Origin of the sequence: Falsirhodobacter halotolerans (assembly GCF_022899245.1) — a bacterium.
Classification (GTDB): Bacteria; Pseudomonadota; Alphaproteobacteria; order Rhodobacterales; family Rhodobacteraceae; genus Falsirhodobacter; species Falsirhodobacter halotolerans.
In genome coordinates this window covers 484,828-496,975 of the sequence record NZ_JALJAZ010000001.1, presented here as the reverse complement: position 1 = coordinate 496,975, position 12,148 = coordinate 484,828, and the positions used below count along the sequence as shown (strand labels likewise).

The window sequence follows — 12,148 nt, the reverse complement described above, 5'->3', positions numbered from 1 at the left end:
ATCAGCCGACGCGACGCCCCTGAACCCACACGCCCCGCACGGCGCTGGACATGGTCAGCCGCTTCACCCGGATCACGTCCCCGCGCCGGCCCACGGTCAGCGCCCCGCGATCGGTCAGGCCGGTCGCCCCGGCGGGGGCCGAGGTGACGGTGGCCACCGCGCGCGGCATGTCATCCCACAGATCCCCCAGCATCAGCGCCGCCGTCAGAAGCGAAGACGGGATATAGTCGGACGACAGGATATCCAGAAGACCCGCCTCGGCCAGATCATGCGCCGCGACATTGCCCGAATGCGATCCGCCGCGCACCAGGTTCGGCGCCCCCATCATCACCGCAATCCCGGCGCCGCGGCAGGCGCGGGCGGCCTCGGGCGTCGTGGGAAACTCCGCGAACCGCACCCCGTGGCGGCCCGAGGTCGCGACCTGCGCCGCCGTGGTGTCGTCATGGCTGGCCAGCACCGCGCCATAGCGGCGGGCCTCGGCCACGGCGGTCGCCTCATGCGCGGCGCCCACGCGGGCGCGCAGGGCCTGCTGGCTGGCGACATGCGTGTCGAATTCCGCCGCGTTCATCCCGCGCTTGCCCATGACGTAATCGCGCAGCTTGCCGATGTCGCGGAACTGACGCTCGCCGGGCGTGTGGTCCATCAGGCTGACGATGCCGACCGCATCGTCCGGGCCGAACTTGGCCATTTCCTCGATCAGGGTTTCCGAACAGATCTCGGCCCGCAGATGCAGGCGGTGGTCGATGCGCAAGGCCCCCTCGGTGCGCATGGCAAGGATCTCGGTCGCCAGCGCGCGGGCATATTCGCCGTAACCCGCGTTGGAACTGGAAAAGATCGACCCCACCCGCAGCGCGTCGAACACCGTGGTGATCCCGACCGAGGCCAGCTCCGCGTCATGCGCCATGATGGCGGCCTGATGCGGCCATGCGACCTTGGGGCGGGGTTGCAGATGGCGCTCCAGATTGTCGGTGTGCAGTTCGATCAGGCCGGGCAGGATCAGATCGCCATCGCAATCAAGCGCCCCGGCGGGCACCGAGGCCCCGGCGGCGATGTCTGCGATCCGCCCGTCCGACAGGCGCAGGCTGCCGCGCACAACCCCGTCCGGCAGCACCAGCGTTGCGTTGGCAAGGATCGTCTCGGTCATGGCAGGCTCCTGTCGGGCGGGCGGTGATAAGGGGCGCGGGGCGGGCAGAGCGGCAAGAAAGCGGGCAAGCCCCGTCTCCGGTGTGGTGTCGTTGGCGACCGTCCGCCAGGTCACCGCATCTGGCATGGCGAAGGCGGCGCGGTCCAGACGGCGGGCCTGGTCCTGCGCACTCTCCCGCCCGCGATGGGCCAGACGGGCGGCCAGAATGTCGGGCGGTGCGGTCACCAGCACCACGGTCAGATCGGGATAGATCCGCGCCGCCTCGGCCAGCGCGGCGCGTGAGGCGTTGAACAGAACCACGCCCCCGCCCCCCATCTGCGCCCGCGGCAGGGCATATCCCAACCCGTGCGCCCGCCAGTGCAGCGCGAACTCGCCCGCATCGCGGCGGCGGGCGAACTCCGCCTCGGTCACGCCGTCGAACTCCTCCCCCCCGGCATCGGCAGGACGGGTGATGACCCGCCGCACGCAGCGCAGGTCGGGGCGGGCGGCGCAGGCCATCGCCATCAGCAGATCCTTGCCCGCCCCGGAGGGCCCGACCACCGCCACCAGCCGCGTCATGCCGCAAGCCCCGGCGTGAAGCCCGTCACATCGACCAGCCGGTCGCAGACCCGGGCGCGGGCCGCCTCGTCATGGAAGATGCCGACGATGGCTGCCCCCCGCGCCTTGGCGGCGTCGATCAGATCGAGCACGACCGCGCGGTTGGTCGCGTCCAGACTGGCGGTGGGTTCGTCCAACAGCAGGACGGGATAGGGGTGGGCGAAGCCGCGCGCGATGTTCACCCGCTGCTGTTCCCCGCCCGAAAACGTGGTGGGCGACAGGCCCCACAGACGTTCGGGAATGTTCACGCGGGCCAGAAGATCCGCCGCGCGGGCGTCTGCCTCATCCGCCGGCACGCCCAGACGCAGCAGCGGTTCGGCCACCACCTCCCGCGTGGGCACGCGCGGGACCACGCGCAGGAACTGGCTGACATAGCCCAGCGTCCCGCGTCGCAGGGCCAATATCGCGCGCGGGGGGGCGCGGACCACGTCCACCCCCGCCACCTCGATCACGCCCGACGCGGCAAGATAGTTGCCGTAGATCATCCGCATCAGCGTCGATTTCCCCGCCCCGGACTGCCCGATCAGGCCCACGCATTCCCCCGCCGCGACGGACAGATGCGCCCCCTCCATCACCGACAGCGCGGTGCCGCCCTGATTGTGCAGGGTGAAGGTCTTGGTGACGTTTTCGATCCGGATCATCATCACACCTGCAATACGGAAGATACGAGAAGTTGGGTATAGGCGTGCTGCGGATCGTCCAGCACCTGATCGGTCAGGCCCGTTTCCACCACACGGCCCGATTTCATCACCATCAGCCGGTCGGCCAGCAGCCGCACCACCGCCAGATCGTGCGTCACGATCACCACCGACAGGCCCAGGTCGCGCACCAGCCCGCGCAGCAGGTCCAGAAGACGCGCCTGCACGCTGACATCCAGCCCCCCCGTGGGTTCGTCCATGAACACCAGACGCGGGCCGGTCACCAGATTGCGGGCGATCTGCAACCGTTGCTGCATCCCGCCGGAAAAGGCCGAAGGCCGGTCGTCCATCCGGTCGGCCGCGATCTCCACCCGGCCCAGCCAGTCGGTGGCGGTGGCGCGGATGTCGCCGTAATGGCGCTGGCCCACGGCCATCAGCCGCTCGCCCACATTGCCGCCCGCGCTGACGCCCATCCGCAGCCCGTCGCGCGGGTTCTGGTGGACATAGGCCCAGTCGCCGCGCAGCAGACGCCGCCGCTCCGCCTCGGAAAAGGTCAGCACGTCGCGCCCGTCCCACAGGATCCGTCCCTCATCAGGGCGCGCCATGCCCGACAGGCAGGACAAAAGCGTGGACTTTCCCGACCCGCTTTCTCCCACGATGCCCAGAACCTCGCCCGGCCACAGATCGAACCCCACATCCGCGCAGCCGATGCGCGGGCCATAACGTTTGGTCAGCCCCTCGACCCGCAGCAGCGGCCGGGCCATGTGCGCACCGTCCATCACGCCACCTCCCGCAGGGCCACGCGCCCGCCGCAGAAATCGGTGTCGGAGCAGACATACATCCGGCGGCCCTGATCGTCGGTGATCACCTCGTCCAGATAGCTGTCCGTGGCCCCGCACAGATCGCAGGCGTGATCGGCCTTGGAGGCCACGAAGGGATGATCCTCGAAATCCAGGCTGACCACGTCGGTATAGGGCGGCAGGGCATAGATGCGGCTTTCGCGCCCCGCCCCGAACAGCTGGATCGCCGCATTGCCGCCCAGTTTCGGATTGTCGAACTTCGGGATCGGCGACGGGTCCATGACATAGCGCCCCTCCACCTTCACCGGATAGGCATAGCTGGTCGCGATCGCGCCGTGCCGGGCGATGTCCTCATAGAGTTTGACATGCATCAGGCCGTATTCCTCCAGCTCGTGCATCTTGCGGGTCTCGGTCTCGCGCGGTTCCAGAAAGCGCAGGGGTTCGGGGATCGGCACCTGATAGACAAGGATCTGCCCTTCGGTCAGCGGGCGTTCGGGGATGCGGTGGCGGGTCTGGATCACCGTGGCATCCGCCGTCGCCTCGGTCACGGCCACGCCCGCCGTGCGCTGGAAGAAGCGGCGGATGGACACGGCGTTCGTCGTGTCGTCCGCGCCCTGGTCGATCACCTTCAACCGGTCGTCGGGGGTCAGGCAGGCCGCCGTCACCTGCACCCCGCCCGTGCCCCAGCCGTAAGGCATCGGCATCTCGCGGCTGGCGAAGGGCACCTGATATCCGGGGATCGCCAGCGCCTTCAGCAGGGCGCGGCGGATCATGCGCTTGGTCTGTTCGTCCAGATAGGCGAAGTTGTAATCGCTCACAGCAAACCCCTTTCGATCAGCGCGGCTTCCAACGCCTCGGGCGTGGTGAAATGGATGGCGTCCATCCCGAAGGCGCGCGCCCCGGCCGCATTGGCCGCGCTGTCGTCGATGAAGACGCAGGTGTCGGGGGCCACGCCCGCGCGCGCGCATAACGCGGCGAAGATCGCGGGGGCGGGTTTGACCACCCCCTCCTCTCCCGACACGATGGTGGTGGCAAAGCTGGTGGCAAGGCGCGGATGGGTGGCGACGCCCGTCGGCCATGTCTCTGCCGACCAGTTGGTGATGGCGTGGATCGCATGACCGCGGGCCCGCAGGCGGTCCATCAGCGCCCATGTCCCCTCGATCGGTTGGGCGATGGTGCGGGCGTAATTGGCCAGATAGGTCAGGAACAGCGCACGGTCGTCCGGGTCCGCGATCTCTTGCGCCAGATCGGCAAAGCTCTCCCCCCCGTCGCCGCGCAGGTTCAGGGCGGGGAAATCGATGCGGGCCAGAAACGCCTCGGCGTCGTGATCCGGAAAGGCCAGCGCCGCATCCCACCGGATCAGCACGTTGCCGATGTCGAAAACAATGTTCATTCCGCAGCCTCCTGCCCCGCCATGGCCTCGGCGCGCAACCGGCGGACGAGTTCCAGTTCCGCCTGAAAATCGACGTAATGGGGCAGCTTGATATGTTCCAGAAACCCCGTCGCCTGAATGTTGTCGCAATGGGACAGGACGAATTCAGGATCCTGCGCCGGCGCGCCGACGAAATCCTCGCCCAGATCCTGCCAGCGCAGGGCGCGGTCCACCAAGCTCATGGAAATGGCCTTTCGTTCGCTTTGCCCCATTACGAGGCCATAGCCGCGGGTGAATTGCGGCGGCTCGGTCCTGGATCCCTTGAACTGGTTCACCGTCTCGCATTCGGTCAGTTCGATCTCGCCCACCTCCACCGCGAAGCCCAGTTCGGGCAGATCGACGCAGACCGCCACGCGCCCGATTCGCAATTCGCCCACGAAGGCGTGGGTGCGCCCGTATCCCCGCTGCGTGGAATAGGCGAGCGAGAGGACGAACCCCTCATCCCCCCGCGTCAACGCCTGCAACCGCACCGCGCGGTCGGCGGGCAGGTCCAGCGGGGTGCGGGTCAGGTCGGTGGGCGGCGCGTCGTCCGGCGCCTCCGCCTCGATCAGGCCGTCGCGGTCCAGAAGGCCCATGACATGGGGGACGGGTTCGTCGCGGGGCGGCGCGGTCGGGGCGGCGGTGGGAGCCTCCCCTTCGGCCATCAGGGCGAAATCCAGCAGGCGGTGGGTGTAATCGAAGGTCGGGCCCAGAACCTGCCCGCCGGGCAGATCCTTGAACGTGGCCGACACGCGCCGGTCCACCGCCATCGCGGCGGTGTCCACCGGGCGGGACGATCCGAAACGCGGCAGGGTGGTGCGATAGGCGCGGATAAGGAAGACCGCCTCGATCAGATCCCCCCGCGCCTGCTTGATCGCCAGCGCCGCCAGATCGGGATCATAGAGCGAGCCTTCGGCCATCACCCGATCCACCGCCAGCGCCAACTGTTCGCGGATCTGCGGGACGGTCAGGTCGGCCACCGCCCGGTCGCCGCGACGTTCCTCGGCCAGCCAGGCGTGGGCGGCGTCGATCGCGCGTTCGCCCCCTTTCACGGCAACATACATCAGACGGCCTCCACATTCGTGCTGCGCGTCAGGGCGGCCAGCCGCGCGCCGCAGGTCAGGATCGTGTCGAAGCCCAGCGGGAACAGCGCCCGGTTGGCCTGAAACGCGGCGATGTCGGGCAGGGCCAGAGTGGCCGCCGTTGCGATCCCCGGCCCGGTCAGGCGAGGCCCCATGGCCGAAAGGGTCGGCACCTCCACGATCAGCGTGGCCGACCGGTCGGGATAGGCGGGGACGCCCACGGAAAACCGGTCCACCGGCAGAAGATCCGCCCAGCGCCCGACGGCAAAGGCCGCCTGCTCGGCCCCCACCAGCGGCGCACCGGTGTGGAACGCGACCCAGCGGCGCAGCGCCTCGGTGTCCGCAGCCCCTGCCAGATGCAGGGGCGTCGTGCCGTCGGTCAGGGTCAAGATCACGGTCGCCGCCGCCACCGACAGGCCCGGCGCGACGGCCCCCGTCAGGTCGTGCAACGTGCCGGGGCGGGCCATCGCCTCCATCACCGCGCGAAAGGCGTGGGCGGATTGGCGGGCGGGATCGGCGAACCCGCCGGACAGGGTGTGCGCGGTCATCAATCCTCCCCCCGCATCATCGTGAAGAACTCCACCTTGGTTGCGGCGGCCTTTTCGGCGCGGGCGCGGCGGGTGGCGGTGGCGGCCCCGGTCAAGGGATCCAGAACCTCCGCCCGGATCCGCGCCGCAGCGCCCCCCTGCATCAGCGCGTCCAGAACCGCGGCCCGGCGGGCGTGGTCCTTGTCGCGCCCCTGAATGCAGGCATGGCCCTCGGCCCCGTCCAGCCGGACCGAACAGCGCGTAACGGTCATCTCGCCCAGATTGAACCGCGCGCCGGTGCCGCCGATGCGCCCTTCGACCATGATCGCCCCGATTTCCGGCGCGCGCAGGATATCATGGGCGGGCAGGTCCGGCATCAGCGCGGCCAACCGCCCGGAGGGGGCCTTGGCCAGCACGGCCATCCAACTGGCTCGCATCTCGTTCCCGTGTGCCATGCTCCACCTCGACATCTTGCTGACTTGTCCAGATTCCTATACAACTAGACAAGTGATAGCGCGAAGGAGGATTCGGCTCAAGCGCCGAGTTGTGAACATTCAATGACACGCAAACCGATCTGGACCTCCATCGCCGCCACGTTACAGACGGACATCACGGACGGCCATTACCGCCCCGGCGACCGCCTGCCGACCGAGGGGGAGCTTGCGACCCGGTTCGGCGTCAACCGCCACACGGTGCGGCACGCGGTGAAGTCGCTGGTCGCCGCCGGGACGCTGCGCACGCGGCAAGGGGCGGGGGTGTTCGTCACGGCCACCCCGACCGAATATCCCCTGGGGCGACGGGTGCGCTTTCATCAGAACTTGGCCGCCTCGGGGCGGACGGCGTCTCGGCGGCTGACCCGGCTGGACATCCGCGCCTGCGACGCGGAAGAGGCGGCGGCCCTGCGCCTGCCCCCCGGCGCGCCCGTGCATGTGATGGAAGGGGTGTCGCTGGCCGATGGGCAGCCCCTGGCGGTGTTCCGGTCGGTGTTCGACGCCACGCGGTTTCCGACCCTTGCCGACCACCTGCGCGCCGACACCTCCGTCACCCGGGCGCTTGCGGCCTGCGGGGTGGCCGATTACACCCGCGCCGAAACCCGCCTGACGGCCAAGATCGCCCCGGCCACGATGGCCCTTGCGCTGGAGGTGCCGCAGGGCGCGCCGGTTCTGCGCACGGTGGCGATCAATCTGGATGCGGACGGCCACCCCGTCGAATACGGCACGACCTGGTTCGCGGGCGACCGCGTGACGCTGACGGTGAACGCCGACTAACCGCCATACATCTCCAGAAACGCCTCGGCCGGCAGGCTGCGGAAGTCGGTCAGGGCGCGGCGCAGGCGGGCGTGATCCCAATCCCACCACGCCAGCGCCAAAAGGCGGTCGGCCACATCGGCCGTGAACCGCGCGCGCAGCGGCACCGCCGGCACCCCCGCCACGATCATGTAGGGGGCCACGTCCTTCGTCACCACCGCACCCGAGGCGACGATGGCCCCCGCGCCGATGGTCACGTCCGGCTTCACGATCGCGCCGTGGCCCAGCCAGGTGTCCGGCCCGATCACCGTCCGCCGCGCCGCACGGGCGGCGAAGAACTCGGCGTCATCCTCGGCGTCGTCCCAGTAGTAGCTGGCGCGATACAGGAAGTGATGCAGGCTGGCCGTGTGCATCGGGTGATCGGTCGGCCCGATGCGGCACAGGGCGGCGATGTTGGCGAATTTGCCCACCGACGCGTTGGCGATGTCGCACAACCGTTCGCAATAGGCATAGTCGCCCAGATCGGTGGCAAGCAGGCGCGCGCCCTCCCCCACCTCGCAGAACCGCCCGAGGGTGGAGGCGGTCACCACCGCGCCCGGATGGATCAGCGGCACGTCGGCAGAAAGTTTCGGCATCAGTGCCCCCGGATCAGCTTGCGGCGCAGCCAGCCCGACAGGCTGTCCATCGCGATGATGGTCAGCACGATCAGCACCATGTAATAGGCCACATCCTCCCAATCCTTCTGCGTCTGGATCGCCTGCGTCAACAACAGGCCGATCCCCCCGCCGACGATGGCCCCGATCACCGTGGCCCCGCGGGTGTTGGCCTCAAGGAAATACAGCACCTGCGACAGCAGCACCGGCGTCACCTGCGGGATCACCCCGAACCGGGCCCGCGCCACAGCCCCCGCGCCGGTGGACCGCACGCCCTCCACCTGCTTTTCGTCGATGTTTTCCAGCACCTCGGAGAATAGCTTGCCGAAGCTGCCGGTGTCGGTCAGCAGGATGGCCAGCGCGCCGGTCATCGGGCCGGGGCCGAAGGCGCGGGCCAGAACGATGGTCCAGATCAGCGCGTCCACCCCGCGGATGAAATCGAACACCCGCCGCAGCCCGAAGCGCACCGGCCCCAGCGGATTCATGTTGCGCGCCGCCATGAAGGCCAGCGGCAGGGACAGGATCGCCGCCCCCATCGTGCCCAGAAAGGCCATCAGGATGGTTTCCATGATCGCCCAGAACACGTCGCCATGCCGCCACATCGCGTTGGTCCAGAAATCCTGCGCCATGCTTGCGATGTTGGATCGCGCCGGATCCAACCGCTCGCCCCACAGCGCGGCGGCGCCGATCTCCCCCCAGGTCATGAACGCCCAAGGGCTGTCGAGCGTGAAGAAGAACAGCGGCCAGCCGGGGGAATAGCGGAAGGTCTCCACCTTGGATCGGGTATAGGCGAAGCGGCCCGCCCCGGTCGTCAGGCTGACGCGGCTGTCCGAAGCGTTGATCCAGTCGGGCAAGGGCTGCGGCGCGGTCAGGATCAGGCGGTTGCCCTCGGGGCGGATGTCGATGGTGCCATGGTCGGGATGCAGATACCGCGCCCCCGCCGCGTCATAGGTGACGACATGGCCCCGCTCCAGATCGATGGTGGTGACGGACCCGTTCACGGTGACATAATCGGGCAGACGGCCTTCGGGATAGAGGCCCTTGTTCTCCCCCTCCACCGCGGCGGTCAGGGCGCCGGTGCGGTTGTCGCGGGTGATATGCGTCTTGTGCTGCCAGAAATCCGACAGCATCAGCGCGGCATTGTCCATCCGCGCACGGGCCGCAAGGCCCGCCACGTCGAAGGTGATCGCGGCATAGAGAAGATAGGCCAGGATCGCCAGCGGCACGGCAAAGGCGGTCAGGCGGCGACGGGCGAACCCGCGCAGGATCGGCGGGGCCATGATTGCGGCGGTCATTGCAGGGCTCCCTTCACCAAACGGACGCGGGCGTGATCGGACAGGCGGTCGATCGCGACGATGGTCAGGAACAGCAGCAGGAAGATCGCCACCACCTCGGCATAGCGCCCCTGCCCCCATTGCATCGCGATCTTCAGGTCATACCCGATCCCGCCCGAGCCGACGAAGCCCAGGATCGCGCTGGCCCGCACGTTGATCTCGAACCGCATCAGGGCATAGGACGTCCAGTTCGGCGCGACCTGCGGCAGGACGCCCAGCCACATCCGCTGCCCCCAGTTGGCCCCGACCGAGGTCAGGCCCTCCACCGGTTTCAAGTCGGCATTCTGGGCCACTTCGGAAAACAGCTTGCCCAAGGCGCCGGCCGTGTGCAGCGCGATGGCCGCCACCGCCGGAACCGGCCCGCCGCCCAGGATGTAGATCAGCATCAGCGCGATCACGACCTCCGGTATGGCGCGCGTGGTGTCCATCATGCGGCGGAACACCGGCGTCAGCCGGGGCCAGCGCGCCAGCCCGTGCGTGGACAAAAGCGCCAGCCCCATCGCCGCCAGCCCGCCCAGCAGGGTGGAGACGGCGGCGATGTTCACCGTCTCGATCAAGGACGGCAGATGGCCCAGAAGCATGGCCGGAATGGCCGCCCGCTCGCGCCACGCCTCGGACAGGACCTCGGACGGGAAGGAGAAGACCATGGGCAGGCCGGGCAGGAACCCGCCCGCGTTGCGCGACTGGGCAAGATCGAAGCCCGACACCATCAGGGCCGCGAAGAACACCAGAAGGATGCCGCCATACATCCGGCGGCGGCGCACCATGTCGAGATAGGCGCCGCGGATGTCGGGCGCGGGATGGGAAGGCGCGGTGTCGGCCATGAACCCCTCACGGTCGGAATGGACAAGGGACCGCCCCGGGGTCGGGGCGGTCCATCGGGGTGGGATCAGCGGTTCGCCTGTTCCAACTCGCGCGCGGCGACGATCCCGTCATAGGCGGCATGATCGACCGGGACGAAATCCTGCGCCTCGCCCGCCGCCACGCCATAGGCGCAGGCGCGGTCGGTTTCGTGAAGGTCGGCGGTCAGTTGGGTCACCGTGTCGCGCACCCCCTGCGGCAGGGCGTTGCGCAGCACCATCGGACCTTCGGGGATCAGCCTGGACTGCCAGATCGGCACGATGTCGTTCATGTCGACCAGCCCGGCATCGGCCGCGCGACGGAACGCGCCCGAGTTGTAGCCGTCTTCCCAGTCGCCCAGACCGTCGGCCCAGCTGACGCCCGCATCGGCGTCCCCACCGGCCACGGCGACGATCGACTGTTCATGCCCGCCCGAAAACCGCACTTCGGAGAAGTAGTCGTCCAAGGGGCCATAGGTCTGGGTCAGTTCCGCCGCCGGCACCAGATAGCCGGAGGTGGAGTTCGGATCGGCGAAGACGAAGGACGTGCCCTTGGCATCCTCGATCGAGGTGATGCCGCTGTCGGCGCGGGCGAAGGCCACGGCGTAATAGCCGGTGGAACCGTCCATGTTCTGCTTGGTCAGGACCGGCGTCACCGCATCGGGGTTCGTCAGATAGATCTTGGCATAGCCCGACGCCCCCATCCACGCCATGTCCAGCGTGCCGCCCAGCAGCCCCTGGATCACGCCGTCATAGTCGGCGGGCGTGAAGATCTTGACCGGCACGCCCAGCGCCTCTTCGATGGCCACGCGGTAGCATTCGTTGGAATTCATGCGGTCCTGCGCGTTCTCGCCGCCCAGAATGCCGATGTTGAACTGCGTGATCTCCTGCGCCGTGGCGGCGAGGGGGGACAGGGCGGTGGCGGCCATCAGGGCCAGAACTGCGTGTTTCATCGTCTCTCCGTAGGGATGGAAGGGGTCAGGCCATCATCCGCAAGGCATAGGCGTCGTCGGATGAGGTGTCGGTGGGAATGGAGGTGGAGGTCGCCGCCTCGTTGAAGCTGGCATCCGCGCCATAGATGTCGCGGGCGACCCCGGTCGAAAGCTGGTCGGGCGTGCCGTCGAACACGATGCGCCCGTCGCGCATACCGATGACGCGGTCGCAATACCGCCGCGCGGTGTCCAGCGTGTGCAGGTTGGCGATGACCATGCGGCCATCCTCCAGGTTGATGCGCCGAAGGGCGTCCATCACCACCTGCGCGTTCATCGGATCAAGGCTGGCGATGGGTTCGTCGGCCAGGATGATGCGGGGATCCTGCATCAGGGCGCGGGCAATGGCCACGCGCTGCTGCTGCCCGCCCGACAGCGCCTCGGCCCGTTTGGGTGCCTGTTCGGCGATGCCCAGCCGGTCCAGAATGTCGATCGCCCGCAGGATGTCCGCGCGCGGCCACAGGTTGAACATCGTCTGAAGGGTGGAGCGGCGGTTCAGGATGCCATGCAGGACGTTCGACACCACATCCATGCGGGGGACAAGGTTGAACTGCTGGAAGATCATCGCACAATCGCTTTGCCACGCCCGCGCCTGCGGGCCGCGCAGGGCGAGGATGTCGCGCCCCTCCACCAGGATCCGGCCCGCGGTCGCGTCGGTCAGGCGGTTCATCATCCGCAGGAAGGTGGACTTGCCCGCCCCCGACCGCCCGATCACGCCGACAAAGGCCGGCCCGTCGACGGTGAAGCTGATATCGTCCACCGCCGCGCGCGCGCCAAACATCCGCGTGACGTTTCTGACTTCCAGCATGACCGGCCCCTCATGTGTTCACGGGGGCCAGATAAAGGCGGAAACGTCACGGTTTCGGGGCGGTTCCGCGAAGGTTTTG

14 protein-coding genes and 1 pseudogene are annotated in these 12,148 nt (G+C 68.7%); 1 reads left to right on the top strand and 14 read right to left on the bottom strand.

The window, feature by feature from the left end:
* Position 1: 1 nt before the first annotated feature.
* From MU449_RS02750 to phnG, 9 genes and pseudogenes are all read right to left on the bottom strand, one after another.
* Positions 2 to 1,144, bottom strand: a complete 1,143-nt coding sequence (locus tag MU449_RS02750) for an alpha-D-ribose 1-methylphosphonate 5-triphosphate diphosphatase (protein ID WP_244738937.1) — start codon at positions 1,142 to 1,144, stop codon at positions 2 to 4.
* A gap of 63 nt (positions 1,145 to 1,207) precedes the next feature.
* Positions 1,208 to 1,702 (bottom strand): annotated as a pseudogene (phnN, locus tag MU449_RS02745) (phosphonate metabolism protein/1,5-bisphosphokinase (PRPP-forming) PhnN); the annotation flags it as partial.
* Complete coding sequence (gene phnL / locus MU449_RS02740; protein ID WP_244736486.1) at positions 1,699 to 2,382, bottom strand: phosphonate C-P lyase system protein PhnL; 684 nt, start codon at positions 2,380 to 2,382, stop codon at positions 1,699 to 1,701. The gene phnL and the pseudogene phnN, both read right to left, overlap by 4 nt.
* A 2-nt stretch (positions 2,383 to 2,384) precedes the next feature.
* Positions 2,385 to 3,143, bottom strand: a complete 759-nt coding sequence (gene phnK / locus MU449_RS02735) for a phosphonate C-P lyase system protein PhnK (RefSeq protein ID WP_244736485.1) — start codon at positions 3,141 to 3,143, stop codon at positions 2,385 to 2,387.
* A 14-nt stretch (positions 3,144 to 3,157) separates the two neighbouring features.
* Positions 3,158 to 3,997, bottom strand: a complete 840-nt coding sequence (locus MU449_RS02730; RefSeq protein WP_342345634.1) for an alpha-D-ribose 1-methylphosphonate 5-phosphate C-P-lyase PhnJ — start codon at positions 3,995 to 3,997, stop codon at positions 3,158 to 3,160.
* Positions 3,994 to 4,572: an HAD-IA family hydrolase gene (locus MU449_RS02725; RefSeq protein WP_244736484.1), complete on the bottom strand. Its 579-nt coding sequence runs from the start codon at positions 4,570 to 4,572 to the stop codon at positions 3,994 to 3,996. The genes MU449_RS02730 and MU449_RS02725 overlap by 4 nt, the downstream gene beginning before the upstream one ends.
* The gene (locus MU449_RS02720) at positions 4,569 to 5,654 is read right to left on the bottom strand and encodes a carbon-phosphorus lyase complex subunit (RefSeq protein WP_244736483.1); all 1,086 of its coding nucleotides are present in this window, start codon (positions 5,652 to 5,654) and stop codon (positions 4,569 to 4,571) included. The genes MU449_RS02725 and MU449_RS02720 overlap by 4 nt, the downstream gene beginning before the upstream one ends.
* Positions 5,654 to 6,220, bottom strand: a complete 567-nt coding sequence (gene phnH, locus MU449_RS02715; RefSeq protein WP_244736482.1) for a phosphonate C-P lyase system protein PhnH — start codon at positions 6,218 to 6,220, stop codon at positions 5,654 to 5,656. Before phnH ends, MU449_RS02720 begins: the two co-directional genes overlap by 1 nt.
* On the bottom strand, positions 6,220 to 6,654 hold the full coding sequence (phnG, locus tag MU449_RS02710) for a phosphonate C-P lyase system protein PhnG (protein ID WP_244736481.1): 435 nt from the start codon (positions 6,652 to 6,654) through the stop codon (positions 6,220 to 6,222). Before phnG ends, phnH begins: the two co-directional genes overlap by 1 nt.
* Positions 6,655 to 6,756: 102 nt before the next feature.
* Here phnG and phnF point away from each other — a divergent pair, with 102 nt between their 5' ends.
* Entirely contained in the window at positions 6,757 to 7,467 is a 711-nt protein-coding gene (gene phnF / locus MU449_RS02705; protein WP_244736480.1) for a phosphonate metabolism transcriptional regulator PhnF, read from the top strand.
* Here the strand turns inward: phnF and MU449_RS02700 are convergent.
* From MU449_RS02700 to phnC, 5 genes are all read right to left on the bottom strand, one after another.
* Positions 7,464 to 8,081 carry an LbetaH domain-containing protein gene (locus MU449_RS02700; RefSeq protein WP_244736479.1) on the bottom strand — a complete coding sequence of 206 codons (618 nt, stop codon included), beginning with the start codon at positions 8,079 to 8,081 and terminating at the stop codon, positions 7,464 to 7,466. The genes phnF and MU449_RS02700 overlap by 4 nt on opposite strands.
* A complete protein-coding gene (phnE, locus tag MU449_RS02695) occupies positions 8,081 to 9,394 on the bottom strand; it encodes a phosphonate ABC transporter, permease protein PhnE (RefSeq protein WP_244736478.1) in 1,314 nt (437 codons plus the stop codon). Before phnE (MU449_RS02695) ends, MU449_RS02700 begins: the two co-directional genes overlap by 1 nt.
* Positions 9,391 to 10,257 carry a phosphonate ABC transporter, permease protein PhnE gene (phnE, locus tag MU449_RS02690; RefSeq protein WP_244736477.1) on the bottom strand — a complete coding sequence of 289 codons (867 nt, stop codon included), beginning with the start codon at positions 10,255 to 10,257 and terminating at the stop codon, positions 9,391 to 9,393. The genes phnE (MU449_RS02695) and phnE (MU449_RS02690) overlap by 4 nt, the downstream gene beginning before the upstream one ends.
* A gap of 65 nt (positions 10,258 to 10,322) precedes the next feature.
* Positions 10,323 to 11,225, bottom strand: a complete 903-nt coding sequence (phnD, locus tag MU449_RS02685) for a phosphonate ABC transporter substrate-binding protein (RefSeq protein ID WP_244736476.1) — start codon at positions 11,223 to 11,225, stop codon at positions 10,323 to 10,325.
* A gap of 25 nt (positions 11,226 to 11,250) precedes the next feature.
* Complete coding sequence (gene phnC / locus MU449_RS02680; protein WP_244736474.1) at positions 11,251 to 12,069, bottom strand: phosphonate ABC transporter ATP-binding protein; 819 nt, start codon at positions 12,067 to 12,069, stop codon at positions 11,251 to 11,253.
* Positions 12,070 to 12,148 lie beyond the last annotated feature (79 nt).